A 16,763-nucleotide genomic window follows, 5' to 3' on the forward strand; every position below is an offset into this window, starting at 1 on the left:
ACCCCAAACATCACCAGCTTGGCAGCTAACGCAGCTCCTACAAAAGCACGCCAGCAACGCCGCAGCTCCAAGCAAAGCCAGCTTCGCCCCCTCCCTTGCGCAACGCGCAGGGGAGGGTTGGGGAGGGGTGCACTTCGCAATAGCCCAACACCCCAAACATCACCAGCTTCGCAGCTAACGCAGCTCCTACAAAAGCACGCCAGCAACGCCGCAGCTCCAAGCAAAGCCAGCTTCGCCCCCTCCCTTGCGCAACGCGCAGGGGAGGGTTGGGGAGGGGTGCACTTCGCAATGAACCAACACGCCAAGCATCCCCAGCTTCGCGGCTCACGCCGCTCCTACAAAAGCCAGGAGACGTTCACCCATCCTTCGGAGCCGTTCAAAGGACGCCGGCGCTACAGCAGCATCCGCCTGAGAGAACCTTGCCAAAACCAGCAGCACCACAACCCCGCAGCTACCGCCCCCAGCCCCCGAACGCTACATCCACTCAAAAATTCCGCTGCAGCTCAAAAACTCCAGGCAGAGACCGAAGTCATGCACCCCAAGCGAATTCACCGCCCAGCGCCTCGTCACCCGCAGTCAAGGATCAAGTCCAGCCTAGCCTTGATGCTTCTAGCCGCGTTCAGCACCAACAGCCAAGCCGCGCCCCAATCGGCCAAACAGAACCCCCCATCTTTCGCCCAGGTCATCGAGCGCGAGGTGCCTGCAATCATGGAAGAAGCCAAGATTCCGGGCGTTTCAGTTGGCTTGATCGTCGACGGCAAGCTGGCATACGCACGTGGTTTCGGCCATGCAGACCACGCAGGCAAAGTGCCGGTAACTCCCGACACCATATTCGTAGCAGCCTCACTATCCAAGCCCATAGCCAGCTGGGTAACGATGCGCCTCGTCGACCAAGGCCGTATCCAGCTCGATCAACCGGTGGCGGATCTACTCTCGCCATGGCCGGTGGCGCAGGGCCCGTACGACTACCGCAAGATCACGGTTCGTCACCTGCTTTCCCACAGTGCCGGCACCAGTGTGGGCGGTTACGAGGGCTGGCTTGATTTCAAGGCGCTGCCAACACTGGAGCAGTCGTTGGCGGGGCAGACCAACGGGCGCGGCGCGGTCGAGCTGATTGCACCGGCGGGCAGCAGGTTTCAGTACTCCGGTGGCGGCTATACCTTGCTACAACTGGCCCTCGAGGAAACCACTGGGCGCCGGTATCAGGATCTGGCGCGTGAACTGGTATTCAAACCGCTGCACATGACGCACAGCAGCGTGGCGATGACGCCCGCCGTGCTTGCAGGTGCCGCTGAAGGGTATGGCGACGATGGCAGTCCGGTGCCCATGCGTTACTACGTGGAGCAGGCGCCTTCAACGCTGACTACCAGCGTGCGCGACTTCTCGCGCTGGATGATCGCAGGCATGGATGGCACCCCCGGCGCACACCCGTTGAACCACGCGCAGCTTTCGCAACTGCATGCACCTTCAGAGCTGAGTGCGCCACGCGCACCCAAGGAAATGGTTTATGGGCTGGGCCACTTCATTGAGCAGCTTCCCGATGGCAGTGTCGCCGTCGGTCACGATGGCCGTAACCAGGCAGGCTTCCGCGCCAAGTTCCTGATGCGGCCTGCAACGGGCGATGGCATCGTGTTCTTCAGCAACTCGCGCAGCGGCTTGGCGCTGGATCGCATTGTCTGCCTGTGGGGCGCCGACGTGGCAAAGGTGGACCCGGCCACGGCGTGCCCGAAATAGCCGCCGCCTGGTCGAGCCAAGCGGCCGCGATCAGCGCCGGGTTTCCAGTATTGCTTCTGCTGTGCCCACACACCGAAGAAGTAGCCACCACGCTATCGGCAGAACTACAGCGAGCTACAGGTAGCGCTGTAGTTCCCTTGGCTGATATTGAGATATTTGACGCCGCCGTAGTATTTGTAGCCCACGCCCATCACCCGGTGCCCGCTCTCGGTCGGGAACACGACAAACTCATACTCATCCCCAACCAGCGGATCAGCAGGCGTGAAGCTCAGGTTGACCTTGTCGCCAAGATCATCGTGCTTCCTCCGCCAGGTCAGCTTTCCCTGCAGGGCTTCGCCCAGCATCTTCACTTCCGCCCGTTGCGTCTTGGTGTCCCAGGAGATCAGTTCCGGGCCGGTCGAGTCACCCTCGACCTTGCAGATGGTTGTTTGAGCGAAGGCGGGTGCAGCAGCTCCGAGCAGAAGAAAGGCAGCCAGATTGAAAGGTTTGAATCGCATTGGTTACGTCCAGTAGGTCGGATCAGAAGTTGATAGGCAACTCCGTGCTGGGTTTTACCAGATGCAAGCGGGTAGGGGCCATGGTTTTAGCGATATTACATGCTCCATCAGCTCGGCCCTGGGCTGACGCTACACAAGCGAGGCCCGAGCCCCACGAAGCGATAGCGCAGCCCCACTTGATGGTATGGCTGCATGTTTTCCCGAGGTGATGCTGGACGTGGACCAGATGCTCACCGACGGCGACGACATCTTCAGCGCAGGCGGCGCCATGGCCTGGACCGACCTCGGCTTGCGGCTGGTAGACCGCTACCTCGGCGCTGCAGTGATGCTGGATGTCGCACGCACGCTGTTGATCGATCCACCCGGCCGCCAGCAGCGCTACTACAGCAGTTTCTCGCCACGCCTGACGCACGGCGACGCCGCAGTGCTGGCCGTGCAGCAATGGCTGCACGACACCCATGCCAAACAGGTCGCATCCACTGAACTCGCACAACGCGCAGGGCTGGAAGAGCGCACTTTCCTGCGCCGCTTCCAGAAAGCCACCGGCATGACCGCAACCGAGTACTGCCAGCGCGTACGCGTGGCCCGCGCACGCGAGATGCTGCAGACCAGTAACGTGCCGCTGGAGCGGATTGCCTGGGACGTGGGTTACAGCGACCCGGGCTCGTTCCGGAAGGTGTTCAGTCGGATTGTGGGGTTGTCGGCGGGGGAGTATCGGAGGCGGTTTGGTGGGCTGTGATTAAACAGTGATGAGCAGAAAAAATCCGCTCTATTCTTGATGCTCTTGGCAGTAGCCTTCTTGTGCGCCTCCGACAGCTTCCGGCCAGAAGTAGCCCGTTGATTGACCGGCTGGATCCTCTGTCTGTGTCAGTCAGATCAATAAGCATTCTCTAGGCACTGGTGAGCGCACGCATCTGTGGCACTCAATCATTCATTGTGAAGACAAAATGCCCGATCCTTCGTTATCGATAATGTAGCGGACAAATCACTTAAATGGCTCCAACCGGGCTGAAAATGGGCTGAAATGGAAAATTAGTCCGTCCCCTTCTCGTTACACAGCTGTTGCCTGACGCATTCCGAGCCACACCAACCTTGCGACGAGAGGATTGCGCGAACAGTCGAAAAGACGGTGCGCTCACCACATTACGAATGCCCGCCCCATGCTGGATTTACTTACTCATAGCCTGATAGTGCTCCGCATACCCACACCCTTCAAAGATCAACCTCAGGCCTTCTTTGAATACATTGTGATCAAATTCCTTTATGTCGAAAATGTTTTGACCCAAGGAATGCGACTCCCGGTTCATGTACCTGTAGAATGTCGCGAACTTATCACTTGACAGGGCTGGCTTCTGGAAAACGTTATTAAAATCTTTTTTCTGAACAAAATTAAAGAAATATTCGACAATGTTCCGCATGCAGTTAGCAATCAACGCAGGCGGTGACGCCGGGTCCTTTATGATTGACCAATAGGACTGGTAGTCATTCTGGATCTCCTCATACTTCATTGGAATCACAGCGCTCCCATTTGTATTTTTTAAAACTCTGAATAAGTGCTGCGTCTCCGCACGCTTTTCGCTGCTGGTGTGCGTCAGCTCGTAGAAGAAATACAGACTATGGGTGAGAACAAACACCTGCGCGAACATCTTATCGTTAATGAAATATTTCTTGATCAGCTGCCCAATGTTGAACACGTAGAGGTGAGAAAGGCTGGAGATTGGATCATCAATCACAACCACTTTAGGCAGAGGCACAGCAGCCGCCGTTTTCTGTCCTTTGCAAAGCTCCATAAAGTATAGAAAACTAATAACAGTTTTCTCCCCCTCGCTCAGCGAGTGAAAAGCATTCGCTTGATCGGCAGCCCTGGACACCCGATAGAAATTCTCACCGTAGGGCACCACAGAAAACCCATCGATTCCAATCTCCACCAGTCCAGCGTTTATATTTTCGATTGACTCTTCGATGTTCACCGTTTGCTTTCTGAGAGCAGCAAGCTTGCCGTTAGAGGCTGTAACATCAGCGCCAATTCTGGTAGCTTCTTGGCTTATTTTTCTGGCCTCATCCTTGAGATCTGAAGCTAATTGCGAGTGGGCAGAAATCGTCTGATCATAATCCCAGCGCATCAACGCCCAAAAGCGCAACCTTATGTCTTCCCGAGTTTTTTTCTTGTTCGCCAGCTTGTCGTTATGTGTCTCAATCAGCACATTCAGGTCGCCGATCAAATCATTGATCACATCGATGGCGGACTGGGTTTCGGTGAGGACAACTGGCGTACTCGGGCTTTTGATCTTGTTGCTAATATGCAGAATGTTTTCGCGGACTGACGCCTTCAAAGCCTCAATGGCTGCGCGCCAGGACTCAACAAGTTTTTTGCTGGCAAGCGGAGAGTTTGAGATATCCTGGAGAGTCATGCCGGAGGTTAGAGCCTCATAGCGGATCTTGAATGACTCCAGTTGGTTAACATCTTGCTCATAGTCTTCGTCGAAGACTTTGCGGATGGAATCGATGATATTTCTAGTGATCGTTTCTTTCTGACAGAAAGGACAGGCCTGAGGATCCTTATCATCTGAAATGTATTGGAGCCCTTGCTTCACCCAGTCAGAATTTCGCGCTTTTGAAATAAACTCTGCAACTGAACCTTCTTGGCTGCCGACAATGATTTTCGACCAGAGGGAATCCCCTTCAATGGTCAGCCAGTCGGCCGAAAGGGTTGGAATTTTCGTGTATGTAGCTGCACCCTCGCCTTCAATGGACGACGCCTCAGCCTTCAGGTCATCTATGGTGTAGCCAGGTGCGCTTTCCGGAAGAGCCAACCCAATAATGTGCTGGAAGAGAAGTTCTGTTCTTTTGAGGCTTTCCAGGCAAAACTCCAGAACGCGGTCTCCACCTGCGAATTTCGTCTTGATCTCCCAGACCTTTCCGCTTGCCTTTGTCTTTTCTTGATCGAGTTTTGCCGTGTTCTCAATGGCCCGAGCTGAATTCTCCTGCTGAGCGATCAGATGCTTCTCCAGCTCTTTCGTCTCGGCTTCAATTTGCTGGAGCGCAACCTTGTTCTCTTTGGAGAGGGTGAAAATCCCTTTTAAATCTTCCTCTTCGTAAAAGTAGTCGTCGAGGAAGCTTTGGTTGTACACCAATATTTCACATGGCTGACTGGTTTTCAGACTACATTTATCAAACCGAGATTCAGTGTGATTGTACAAAAACTGGGAGATGGTGCTCTTACCTGCGCCATTTAGCCCGTAGATTAGAGACGTCTTGTTCGTGGGCGAGAGAGTAGACTTGGATTTGTAACTCGTGACGCCATCTATGTTCAATTCCGTGATCATAAACTGACTCCTGAGTGCTAAGTGGCTTTGCGCCATCTCTGTTGACGAGGAGGAGCATAGGCGATCCAAGAGTGGCCTGCTACACCGACTTTGTCCGTCTCCTGTAAACGATGACAAAGCTGCTTGGGAACATTCCCAATCCCTGCATGTTTTCCGCCTCTATCCTGACTATGAAGAGTGCTTTTGTCCGATTTGTGCCTGCCGCGACCTACAGTTATGGGGCGCATGGCGTCATGCGGCCACAAGCAGTCTTCTCAAAAGTCCGCTTCGGGGCGACGGGACGGACAGTACCGATAGTCGCAGACAAGAGCGGACATGTATCCCAGATGCTGGCCGGGCACAAAAACTATGACTGTTCAAATCACCTTCTACACGGAAATCTGCACACGCTCGCCGTTCAATGCCAGAATTAAGCCGAGCCGCGAAGCGGCTTCAGCTTGAATGAATTGTTATGTGGGCTTCTTGCTGGCGCCCCATATTTTCGTTTCCACGCCACCCATGGATGTTCTTTGCGCATGGTACCGCTTGCTGCAGGTCGGGCAAGAAACAATTCGGCTTGTAGATGGGTATGGTTGCAGTTCAACAGGCGCACGACCGTCGCATCCTGCGTAAGGACAGGACGACTCAGAAATGAATCCCTTGCCACCGTCTTGCTTCAGGTTATCTTGGATGTCCTTTAATATCTCTGTCAGCTCTTCAGGTGTAGCGCCAATGGTGCCGCTCTCAATCTTCGTTATCAGTTCACCAATGGATGTAATGGTGTCATTGAGAACTCCTGGGTCGAACTTTTCACCGGTCAGGTCATTTATGTCCGCAATTATTGCCCGGAGTGAGGGAATTGTTTCAGACAGCCTGTTTATTGGATGATTGTCTTGCGACTTCTTTTTCTCATCAATAATTACCGCGCTAATTTGGGATGTGATAGTCGCCAGAAGTCTGTTGATTGAATTAAGTCGCGGAGATATTGACTTTATGTATCTGCGTGGAGTTGAGAAGGCATCTGCCAGCAGCGCCCCTCCGGCTGCAGACAGAGCGGCGCTCACGGCAACCACTGAACTCGCTGTTTGGGCTGCAACGAGAGGCAGATAGACACCGGAGAATATCAGAAGAATAGATCCAATCAGCTTAAGCCAATTGAACTCGCCTTCCATGCTCTTCATATGTGTTCCCGCCCCCTTTAGCATCGAGATCCCCCTGTCTGCACAACGCCTGAATTAAGCCGAGTCGCGAAGCGGCTTCGGCTTGAATGAATTGTTAGCTGCTAGCTTGATGGCTACTCCTTGGAGGGCCAAGTACCGCAGCTGTCGCCAATAAACTGTGTGCCGCAATTACGGCATATATAAAAAAATTCGTCATCACGGTTGCCGTGATGGCCGACGCTCTTTGACACGCCGGATCGTTCGAGTTGCTCGTGCCGAGAGGAGACGGCACCACTCAAGAGGTCTTGGCATTTGGAGCAGGGCTTCGTAGTCATCGATAAACCTCGTTTCGAGCAGCTAGCTATCTAATAGACGGGCTTCGGGGTCCGGTTATTACGACTTACCCACAAAGCGCCGTATGGTGGGCTTTGCCCTTGATACAGCCCGATCTTAGGGCCGCCAGGCCCGGCTAACAAGCCTGCGTATAACCAGACCCAGAGCCAGGCTCGGCGGCGGCACTAATGGCCGCTATGGGTCGGAAGGGGACGTTGGTCTGAGTGCATTGCTACAGGCGCTCTTACGCTTCTGCGTGCTTCTTGCCCTGTTTTGGAACTATACGCCTGCCAGGTTTTCTCGAAATTTCTTATAGCTTCACCGAGCAGCTATAAATGAGTTGAGTTGGTGGTTGCAGTCCCGATCTCAGGCTATCGGCGTTACCGGGTCTGTTCCTTCATTGCTGTGAGATGCCGCTCCCTGAGATACAGAAAAAGGGGGAGTGCCAAGGACGGACCAATCACGATGCTGGACAGCGGCATCCACAGGCGGCGCATCCTGAGCCTGCGTCCCCCGACGCAGATGAGCACAATCGTTGCGAGCCCTGAGACGAGGACGTCTGCCCAAGCAAACGCCGCGATGTTGCTGGAAGTCGCCTGCTGCAGCAGAAGCGGCACATTGAGGCCGTTGGCGATTAGCCACGGCACAAACTGGGCGAGGGGCAGGGCGGTGCCTGCGATGCAGAGAAGTAGGTAAACAAACCGTATGTTGCTCTCCGGCTGATTAGGTTGGGCGTCTCTACCTAGGATTATCGCTGGAACCAATGAATCTTGGGCCTTGATGAGCGGCGAGCTCGGAGTTTCAGTGCGATCAAGGAAGTCCAACCCACAGTTATTTCCGAGCCCCGTAAGAGCTCAGCGACACAAGGCAGCACGTCGGCGCGCTTGGTCCCCAATCACCCATTACCGATGGACATTCCCGCAGCCCCAGCACACTGGCATGCTGTCGCCTGCTCATCAGGGGATGAAAGTCGATGTTTCGATCTGTTGTTCTTGCGGCTGCGCTATTTGCAGCGCTTCCCGCGCGCGCGGAGCTGGCTTTCGAGGCGCCGGTGGCCTGCGCCGACGCGGATTCGTCTCCTGCGCTGAAAGACAGTCTCTGTGTCACCACCCATGTTCCGCTGCGGCATGAGTCGCCGGGCGATGGTTCGTTGAAGCTGTTCGTGCGGCGCTTTCCTGTCGAGACGGGGGAGCGGCGTGGGGAGGTTTGGTTGTTGGCTGGTGGGCCTGGTGAGTCCGGGGCGTCCTTGTATCCGGTGGTTGCGACCTTCCGGCGCGCGTTTCCCGGTTATGACCTGGTGATTCCGGACCACCGTGGCGTGGGCCGGTCGGAGCGCATCTGCCCGGTGCAGGAGGCGGCGGACAGCGCCGATGGTGTTGCGTTGGCCGGGGACGAGTGGGGTGGCTGCATTGGCGCGATGTACGCGGATGCGGCGCGCACGCAGGCGTTCTCGGTGACCGAGGCGGCGCAGGATCTTGCGCTGCTGATGTCGCGCTATCGCGGCAATGGGCCGACCTATCTGTACGGGGTGTCGTATGGCACGCAGCTGGCCTTGCGTGCGCTGCAGGTGGCGCCAATGCCGCTGGACGGTTTGATCCTGGATGGGCTGGTGCCGCTGGAGACCACCGAGCAGTGGGATCTGAGCCGGCGCACGGCGCTGGTGGATGCGGTGGGGCGTGCGGTGCTGGGTGAGCAGAAGGTGGCGGTCTATCAGCGTGTGCTGGCCGCTGCGCCGGCGGCGCGATGGAGGGGCGAGGTGCCGGGTGGTGATCTGCGCCGGTTGCTGGGCTCGCTGCTTAACTTCCCGGCGCTGCGTGCGCGTATTCCATACATCGTTGATGGGCTGGCGGTGGACGATACGTCCGCGCTGCTGGCGACGGTGGCGGAGTTGAAGACGGCGATGGCCGGGATGGGGCAGGGCGGTAACAACCAGCCTTCGTTGCCGCTGGTGATGTTGATCTCGGCGTCGGAGAACAATGCGCGGCCGGGGCTTACGCGCGAGCTTGTTGAGCAGGAGGCTGCTGGGGCTTTGTTTGTCAGTGCGATCCCCGGGTTTCTGGTGGGGGCACCTGTGCCTGCTTATGCCAAGGATGCCTGGTTTGGGAAGTCGCCGGGTGCGTTACCCAGGACCTTGGTTGTGCATGGGACCTTGGATCCGAATACGGCGTATGCGGGCGCGGTGGAGCACGCGGCTGTGCTGGGGAAGGCTGGGGAGGTGAGTTTCAGTACGGTGGAAGGTGGGGCGCATTTGCTGTCTTACTTTGCGCCTGGGTGTTTTGTTGAGGCGGTTGGGGTGTTTGTTGGGGGTGGGGAGGTTGGTGGTGGGTGTGTTGAGCGGTGAGTTGGTTGGGTTTTGTTGGTGAGTTTGGTTGGGGTGTTGGAGGTTTGGGGTTGGTGGTTTTGTTCTGCCCTCACCCCAACCCCTCTCCCGCGGGCGGGAGAGGGGCTTTGGTCATGCGGGGCGGGGCTATCCGGTTGTCTGACAGGTTGTTGCGTGCGGCCTTGTTGGCTCCAGCGTTAGTCGCTGCACATCCGAGAACAGCTGCTCTACCGGCATGCCGTACGGCGCGAACAAACGCAGCCGTCCTTGGCGGTCGAATACGTAGCCGCCTGCGGTGTGGCTCATTGAGTAGGCGCCGGGGTGCTTGCCTTCTTCGCGGTCGTAGAAGGCTTTGAATGATGCTGCCATTGCGGCCAGTTGCGCATCGTTACCAACCAACGCAGTAGCAGTCGGGTCAAACGCTTTTACATAAGTCTCGGCAACAGGAGGCGTGTCGCGGGCCGGGTCTACGGTGACGAAGATCACCTGCAGTTTGTCGGCGTCTGAGCCCATCAGGTGCTTTACGCGGTTCAACTCCACCATGGTTGTGGGGCATACATCCGGGCAGCTGGTGAAGCCGAAGAACAGGTAGGTCACTTTGCCGTTGAGGTCGGCCGGGCTGCGGCTTACGCCGGTGCTGTCGGGCATCGTCCATTGCTGGCCGAGCGCTTCGCAGGCGATGTCCTTGCCGTAGAAATCCACCTTTGGCTTTGCGGCGCAGGCCACCAGCAGCAGGGTGGCGGCGCTTATCGCGATGGTGGACAGGTGCAGTTTGCGGGCCAGTGCGGCGAGGCCGCTGGCGGGAGTGTCATTGCGGGACATGGCTATGGTCGATGAAGGACGGACAGCCGAACTGCATGCAAGGGGCCGGCAGTGTGTGCCGGCCCCTTGCATGCGTCAGTTGACCATCATGTGGAAATGCATGCTCCAGATGATCCAGATGGAGAGTGCTACCACGATGAAAAGAATGACCAGGGTGAAAACAAAACTGGCCAGGTTCCAGCCGCCCTCCGAGGAGCGGTTCATGTGCAGGAAGTACACCAGCTGCACGATGATCTGCACGACGGCAAAGCCGACCAGCAGGGCCATCGTCAGTGGCCGTGACAGCGTCGGGTTCATCACCAGCATGAAGGGGATGACGGTGAGCACGGCGCAGATCACGAAGCCGATCAGGTAGGACTTGGTGGAGCCATGTCCGCTGCCGGCGCGGGAGGTGTCGTTGTCGGACATGTTCAGAACACTCCAATCAGATAGACAAAGGTGAAGACGCAGATCCAGACCAGGTCAAGGAAGTGCCAGAACAGGCTCAGGCAGGAGATGCGGGTGACATTGGTCGGGGTGAGCCCGCGACGCTTCACCTGGTGCATCACCACCGCCATCCAGATCAGGCCGCTGGCCACGTGCAGGCCGTGCGTACCAACCAGCGCGAAGAACGCGGACAGGTAGGCGCTGGTGGTGGGGCCGGCGCCGATGTGGATGAGGTGGTTGAACTCATACACTTCCATGCCGATGAAGCCTGCACCGAGTGCGAAGGTCACGCCCAGCCAGGTCAGCACCGCCTGCTTGTTCTGGCGGTGCATCGCCAGCACGGCTTGGCCGTAGGTGATGCTGGAGACCAGCAGCAGGAAGGTTTCCACCAGCACGAACGGCAGCGAGAACAGCTCGGCACCGGTCGGGCCGCCTGCATACGCGTTGCTGAGCACCGCGTAGGAGGCGAACAGCGAGCCGAACAGCACCAGGTCGGACATGAGGTAGACCCACATGCCGAATACCTTCATGCCGCCCTGGTCGTGGCCATGGTCGTCATGGCTGTGGTCGGTCGTCTGTGCGTTGTCTACGGCGACGTTGGACATGATGTTCATGCAATCACCCCATGCTGCTTGAGCTTGCTCTGGTGCTGGTTCTCGATGGCGGCCACTTCTTCGGCGCTGACGTAGTAGTCCACGTCCTCGTCGTAGGAGCGCACGATCAAGGTGACGATCATCGCCACGAAGCTCGCACCGGCCAGCCACCAGATGTGCCAGATCAAGGCGAAGCACAGCGCCAGGATCCAGACGTTGAGGATCAGCGGCACGCCGGTGTTACGCGGCATGTGGATCGGCGCGTACTGCTTGGGCGGCTTGGGCAGGCCTTGCTTCTTGGCTTCGTGGAAGGCATCCAGAGTGTCGGCCTTGGGCACCACGGCGAAGTTGTAGAACGGCGGCGGCGAGGGCGTCTGCCATTCCAGCGTGCGCGCATTCCACGGGTCGCCGGTGATGTCCTGGTTCTGCTTGCGGTCGCGGACGCTGACGTAGATCTGCACCAGCATCAGCACAATGCCTGCGAGCACGAACAGCGCGCCGACGAAGGCGGCAATCAGGTAGGGCGTCCACGCCGGGTTGTCGTACTGGTTCATGCGCCGGGTCATGCCCATGAAGCCCAGCATGTACAGCGGCATGAAGGCCAGGTAGAAACCGATGATCCAGCAGGCGAACGACCACTTGCCCAGGCGTTCGTTGAGGGTGAAGCCGAACACCTTCGGGAACCAGTAGACGAAGCCGGCCAGGTAGCCGAACAGCGCGCCACCGATGATGGTGTTGTGGAAGTGGGCCACCAGGAACAGGCTGTTGTGCAGCAGGAAGTCCGCGCCCGGGATGGCCAGCAGCACGCCGGTCATGCCGCCGATGGTGAAGGTGACCAGGAAGGCGATGGTCCACAGCATCGGCACGCTGAACTCGACGCGGCCGCCGTACATGGTGAACAACCAGGTGAAGATTTTCACGCCGGTCGGGATCGCGATGATCATCGTCATGATGCCGAAGAAGGCATTGACGCTGGCACCGGAGCCCATGGTGAAGAAGTGGTGCAGCCACACCACGAACGACAGGATGCCGATCGCCAGCGTTGCACCCACCATCGACTTGTAGCCGAACAGCTTCTTGCGCGAGAACGTGGCGGTGATCTCGGAGAAGATGCCGAACGCCGGCAGCACCAGAATGTACACCTCCGGGTGGCCCCAGGCCCACACCAGGTTGACGTACATCATCGGGTTGCCACCCAGGTCATTGGTGTAGAAGTTGAAGTCCAGGTAGCGGTCCAGCGTGAGCGCGCCGAGGGCGACGGTCAGAATCGGGAACGCGGCAATGATGATCACGCTGGTTACCAGCACGGTCCAGGTGAACACCGGCATCTTCATCAAGGTCATGCCCGGCGCACGCATGCGCAGGATGGTGATGAACAGGTTGACGCCGGTCAGCAATGTGCCGACACCGGAGGCCTGCAACGCCCAGATGTAGTAATCAACCCCCACGCCTGGACTGAACTCGATGCCGGACAGTGGCGGGTACGCCACCCAGCCGGTCATCGCGAACTCGCCAAGGCCCAGCGAGATCATCATCAGCGCAGCGCCGACCACGAAGATCCAGAAGCTGAAGGCATTGAGGAAGGGGAAGGCCATATCGCGCGCGCCGATCTGCAGCGGCACCACGATGTTCATCAGGCCCACCACGAAGGGTGTGGCCACGAAGAAGATCATGATCACGCCATGCGCAGTGAAGATCTGGTCGTAGTGTTCCGGTGGCAGGAAGCCATCGCTACCTGGCCCGGCTGCGGCCAGCTGCGCGCGCATCATCAATGCGTCGGCAAAGCCACGTACCAGCATCACCATCGCCACCACGATGTACATGATGCCGATCTTCTTGTGGTCCACGGTGGTGAACCAGTCGCGCCACAGCACGCCCCACAACTTGAAATAGGTGACGGCGGCGAGCAATGCGATGCCGCCAAGCACCATGCCCGCCAATGTCACCACGACGATCGGGTCGTGCAACGGCACGGCGTCCCACGTCAACTTACCGAACATGCTCATTACTCCTGGGAGGCCTTGGTATCTGCGTTGTGGCCCGACGGGGCCGCGGTGTTCTCACCCACGCCGATGAACTGGTCGATGACCTTCTTGAACAGCAGCGGCTCGACGCTGGCGAAGTGGTGCACCGGTTCCTTGCGCGACGGCGCAGCCAGGCGCTTGAACTCGGCGAAGCTCAGCTGATCCGGCGACTGCCGTACATGCGCAACCCAGTCATCAAACTGCTGCTGGCTCATCGCGGTGGCGACGAATTTCATGTTGGAGAAACCGTGGCCGCTGTAATTGCCCGACATGCCGTCGAACTTGCCCGGCTCGTTGGCCACCAGGTGCAGCTGCGTGCGCATGCCGGCCATCGCATAGATCTGCCCACCCAGCTGCGGGATGAAGAAGGTATTCATCGTCGAGTTGGAGGTGATGTCGAAGGCCAGTTGCTGTCCGGCCGGGAAGTTGAGCTGGTTGACCGTGGCGATGCCCAGGTCCGGGTAGACGAACACCCACTTCCAATCGGTGGCGATCACTTCCACGTGCAGCGGCTCGCCGGGGATATCCAGCGGCTTGTAAGGATCAAGCTCGTGGGTGGATTTCCACACGATTACCGCCAGCACGGCAACGATGATCAGGGGCACGCCCCAGACCACGATTTCCACCTTGGTCGAGTGCGCCCAATCGGGCATGTACTTGGCCTTGGTATTGCCGGAGCGGTAGCGCCAGGCAAAGACGAAGGTCAGCACGATGGCCGGTATCACCACGATCAGCATCAAGGCGATGCAGATGATGATCAGGTCGCGTTGGGCAATGCCCACGTCGCCCTTGGAGTCCAGTAGTACCCAGTTGCAGCCAGACAGGCCCACGCATGCCAAAGCGGCCAGCGCTGGGCGGATGCGTTTCCAGCAGATATTCATTGAAGGTCGACCCTGTTGAAGGAGCTCTTGAGCGGGGACCGCCTCTGCCCGGCGCATAGGCCGGGAGCGGCTACACTGTCCGTACGGCGGTGCCTACAAAAGGATTGCCGATCCAGTCAAGTCCATACAAGATACATCATTGTATGGGTTGGTGCACGTACAACGCAGGGAAGGTTTACCCGATGCCGCAGCCAGCCGCAGGCCGACGCCTGAAAAAACCCAATCGGACCTGGGTCCGTCCCTTCGCCGAGGGCACCGGTCCGCTCTACCTGCAGATTGCCCAGCAGGTGCGCGACGCCGTGGACGATGGCGTGCTGCAACCCGGCGACCGCCTGCCGCCGCAGCGCGATCTGGCCCAGCTGATGGGTGTGGACCTGACCACGGTCACCCGCGCCTATGCCGAGCTGCGCCAGTCCGATCTGCTCGATGCACAGGGCGCCGGTGGCACCTTCATCGCCATGTCGGCCGGTAACAGCGCCACCTCGGTAGACCTGAGCATGAACATCCCGCCGCTGCTGGGCAGCAGCCCGTTCGCGCAGAGCATGGAGCGCGGTTTCCAGCAGCTCAGCCAGAAGCTGGGGCAGGGCGAGTTGATGAGTTACCACGTCGGCGCCGGCTCCCGCGATGACCGGGCTGCCGCCGTGCAATGGCTGGCGCCGATCCTCGGCAACGTCTCCGCCGAGCGGGTGGTGATCTGCCCTGGCGCGCAGGCCGCGCTGTGCGCCCTCGTGCTGGCCAAGACCCAGCCCGGCGACCTGATTGCCGCCGAACAGCTCACCTATCCGGGCCTGCTGGCCGCCGCGCGCGTGCTGCAGCGGGGCATCGTCCCCATCGCCATGGACGCCGAGGGCATGCTTCCGGACGCGCTGGAAGCGGCCTGCCAGCAGCGCGAGCTCAGCCTGATCTACCTGATCCCGACCATCCAGAACCCGACCACCGCGACCATGTCGCAGGCCCGTCGCGCCGCCATTCTGGCGATTGCCCGCCGCCACGGCGTGGCGGTGGTGGAGGACGATCCGTACTGGCTGCTGGCCGCCGATGCAGCCGCGCCGCTGGCGGTGGATAGCCACCCGGACGCCCCCGTTTATTACGTTTCCACCCTGTCCAAGTGCTTGGCCCCGGGCCTGCGCACCGCCTACCTGGTAGTGCCGCCGGGCGAGCCGATGGAGCCCATGCTGGACGCCCTGCGCTCGATCGCGCTGATGCCCACCCAGTCCATGGTGGCGGTGGCCTCGCATTGGATCCGTAGTGGCCAGGCCGATGAGATGGTGCGCCGCTTCCAGCAGGAGCTGCGCCAGCGCCAGCAGATCGCCGCGCGCATCCTGCCGGCGCCGTACCAGGCGCACCCGTCCGGCCTGCATGTGTGGCTGCCGCTGCCGCCACGGCTGGACCAGTACCGCTTGATCCAGGCCGCCCAGGCACAGGGCTTGGGCATCGCCAGCTCGGACTCCTTCAGCATCGAGGAGCAGGCCGGCAATGCCATCCGCCTGTCGTTGGGCGGCGCAGTCGATCAGCACAGCTTGGCGGCGGCTTTGACCAAGCTGACCGAGGTGATCTCGGCTGCGCCTGAGACGCGTACGCAGGCTATCGTCTAGGCACTACCCGGCCATATCCATACAAAAGTGATACATTGCATGTCTTGTATGGATACGCGGGTAGCTGCTGTGCGTCGGGACAAGCTGAAGTTTCATCTGGTCATGCTGGGCTGCGCCGGCTTCGTGGTGCTGGCGCTGGCGTCGCTGGTCTATGTCTGCTCGCGGCCGCAGACCCCCGACGTGCAGGCCAGTGAGCGAGCGGCCATCGACCAGTGCCTGCAGCGCAGCCGCGCGCCGGAGCGCACCGAGATCTACCGCCGCGCCCAGGCCGACTCCTGCGCGGAGATGCTTGAGCAGTACGAGCACAAGTTCGGCGCGGACGCCGCCTCGTGAGCCCGCGCAACGGCGCATCGCCGCCTCGGCGCGGCATGCGCCTGTGGATAGCGGCGGCCTGTGTGCTGATGGCCGGTATTGCGATGGCGCTGTGGCAGTACTTCGGCCTCAGCGAGCAGGCCAGCTTCGCCGAGCAGGTCATCGTCTTCGACGACACCCAACTCAAGCTGCCGCCGGAACTGGCCGGTGCCAACGGGCGCATCCGCTTAGTGCATTTCTGGGACCCGGCTTGCAAGGTCTGCAACCGCGAAACCGGCGCGCACCTGAGCTATCTGATCAGCATGTACCGCCGCGCCAACATCGATTTCTATGCGGTGCGCCGCCCGGGCACGACGGGTGAGCTGCCCGAGTATCTGCGTGGTCGGTTGAAGGAGCTGCCAACGATTGAAGGGGCCGAACATATTCCGGCCAGCCCGGCGGTGGCCATCTGGGACCGGCAAGGGCATCTGGCTTACGCCGGCCCGTACAGCATCGGCATGGTCTGCAATTCGGCCAATAGTTTTGTCGAGCCCATCCTCGACAAACTTGTCGATGGACAAACGGTACGGCCGCGCGGCTTGTTGGCGGTGGGCTGTTACTGCCCCTGGCAAAGCAAGCCCTGATCCGCTGCTGATGAGTCTGCATGCACGCCAGCGTACGTGGACGTTTTGTCCGCGCACAAAAAACAGCGGGCACCCACTCCAACCGACCGATGGTTGTGAGCAGGCACCCGCCGCTGATGTAAACAATACGTGGCTACA

Annotated in this window: 15 protein-coding genes; 6 read left to right on the plus strand and 9 right to left on the minus strand. The window is 59.3% G+C overall.

Annotated features, from left to right (window positions below; genetic code table 11):
• Nucleotides 1-288 precede the first annotated feature (288 nt).
• Nucleotides 289-1,734: a serine hydrolase domain-containing protein gene (locus tag BCV67_RS12095; protein WP_237334375.1), complete on the plus strand. Its 1,446-nt coding sequence runs from the start codon at nt 289-291 to the stop codon at nt 1,732-1,734.
• 104 nt (nt 1,735-1,838) lie between these two features.
• Here BCV67_RS12095 and BCV67_RS12100 read toward each other — a convergent pair whose 3' ends face one another.
• Entirely contained in the window at nt 1,839-2,231 is a 393-nt protein-coding gene (locus BCV67_RS12100; protein ID WP_062169668.1) for a hypothetical protein, read from the minus strand.
• 226 nt (nt 2,232-2,457) lie between these two features.
• On the opposite strand from BCV67_RS12100, the gene BCV67_RS12105 reads away from it, so the two are divergent.
• Complete coding sequence (locus BCV67_RS12105) at nt 2,458-2,970, plus strand: GlxA family transcriptional regulator (RefSeq protein WP_231732511.1); 513 nt, start codon at nt 2,458-2,460, stop codon at nt 2,968-2,970.
• 430 nt (nt 2,971-3,400) lie between these two features.
• Here the strand turns inward: BCV67_RS12105 and BCV67_RS12110 are convergent, their stop codons facing one another.
• The 3 genes from BCV67_RS12110 to BCV67_RS12115 form a co-directional block, all read right to left on the minus strand.
• Nucleotides 3,401-5,557 carry an AAA family ATPase gene (locus BCV67_RS12110; RefSeq protein ID WP_065868224.1) on the minus strand — a complete coding sequence of 719 codons (2,157 nt, stop codon included), beginning with the start codon at nt 5,555-5,557 and terminating at the stop codon, nt 3,401-3,403.
• Between the two features lie 449 nt (nt 5,558-6,006).
• Nucleotides 6,007-6,717: a hypothetical protein gene (locus BCV67_RS20130; protein ID WP_156455878.1), complete on the minus strand. Its 711-nt coding sequence runs from the start codon at nt 6,715-6,717 to the stop codon at nt 6,007-6,009.
• 692 nt (nt 6,718-7,409) lie between these two features.
• Nucleotides 7,410-7,853, minus strand: a complete 444-nt coding sequence (locus BCV67_RS12115) for a DUF2834 domain-containing protein (RefSeq protein WP_197430035.1) — start codon at nt 7,851-7,853, stop codon at nt 7,410-7,412.
• A 149-nt stretch (nt 7,854-8,002) separates the two neighbouring features.
• Here BCV67_RS12115 and BCV67_RS12120 point away from each other — a divergent pair, with 149 nt between their 5' ends.
• Nucleotides 8,003-9,370 carry an alpha/beta hydrolase gene (locus BCV67_RS12120; protein WP_082746631.1) on the plus strand — a complete coding sequence of 456 codons (1,368 nt, stop codon included), beginning with the start codon at nt 8,003-8,005 and terminating at the stop codon, nt 9,368-9,370.
• 126 nt (nt 9,371-9,496) lie between these two features.
• On the opposite strand, the gene BCV67_RS12125 is transcribed toward BCV67_RS12120, so the two are convergent.
• The 5 genes from BCV67_RS12125 to cyoA all read right to left on the minus strand — a co-directional run bounded on the left by BCV67_RS12125 (nt 9,497) and on the right by cyoA (nt 14,095).
• Nucleotides 9,497-10,171 (minus strand): SCO family protein, encoded by a 675-nt coding sequence (locus BCV67_RS12125; RefSeq protein WP_082746630.1) that lies wholly within the window; start codon nt 10,169-10,171, stop codon nt 9,497-9,499.
• A 75-nt stretch (nt 10,172-10,246) separates the two neighbouring features.
• Complete coding sequence (gene cyoD / locus BCV67_RS12130; RefSeq protein WP_057627619.1) at nt 10,247-10,579, minus strand: cytochrome o ubiquinol oxidase subunit IV; 333 nt, start codon at nt 10,577-10,579, stop codon at nt 10,247-10,249.
• Between the two features lie 2 nt (nt 10,580-10,581).
• Complete coding sequence (cyoC, locus tag BCV67_RS12135) at nt 10,582-11,211, minus strand: cytochrome o ubiquinol oxidase subunit III (RefSeq protein ID WP_062169664.1); 630 nt, start codon at nt 11,209-11,211, stop codon at nt 10,582-10,584.
• The gene (cyoB, locus tag BCV67_RS12140; protein ID WP_062171818.1) at nt 11,208-13,190 is read right to left on the minus strand and encodes a cytochrome o ubiquinol oxidase subunit I; all 1,983 of its coding nucleotides are present in this window, start codon (nt 13,188-13,190) and stop codon (nt 11,208-11,210) included. Before cyoB ends, cyoC begins: the two co-directional genes overlap by 4 nt.
• Nucleotides 13,191-13,195: 5 nt before the next feature.
• A complete protein-coding gene (cyoA, locus tag BCV67_RS12145; protein ID WP_062169661.1) occupies nt 13,196-14,095 on the minus strand; it encodes a ubiquinol oxidase subunit II in 900 nt (299 codons plus the stop codon).
• Nucleotides 14,096-14,277: 182 nt separating this feature from the next.
• On the opposite strand from cyoA, the gene BCV67_RS12150 reads away from it, so the two are divergent.
• From BCV67_RS12150 to BCV67_RS12160, 3 genes are read left to right on the plus strand one after another with little or no spacing between them, the layout of a single operon-like run.
• Nucleotides 14,278-15,690 carry a PLP-dependent aminotransferase family protein gene (locus BCV67_RS12150; protein WP_062171816.1) on the plus strand — a complete coding sequence of 471 codons (1,413 nt, stop codon included), beginning with the start codon at nt 14,278-14,280 and terminating at the stop codon, nt 15,688-15,690.
• A 48-nt stretch (nt 15,691-15,738) separates the two neighbouring features.
• Complete coding sequence (locus BCV67_RS12155; protein WP_062169659.1) at nt 15,739-16,023, plus strand: hypothetical protein; 285 nt, start codon at nt 15,739-15,741, stop codon at nt 16,021-16,023.
• Nucleotides 16,020-16,625, plus strand: a complete 606-nt coding sequence (locus BCV67_RS12160; RefSeq protein WP_231732400.1) for a DUF6436 domain-containing protein — start codon at nt 16,020-16,022, stop codon at nt 16,623-16,625. The genes BCV67_RS12155 and BCV67_RS12160 overlap by 4 nt, the downstream gene beginning before the upstream one ends.
• Nucleotides 16,626-16,763: the final 138 nt, after the last annotated feature.

It is taken from the genome of Stenotrophomonas nitritireducens, from assembly GCF_001700965.1.
Lineage (GTDB): Bacteria > Pseudomonadota > Gammaproteobacteria > Xanthomonadales > Xanthomonadaceae > Stenotrophomonas > Stenotrophomonas nitritireducens_A.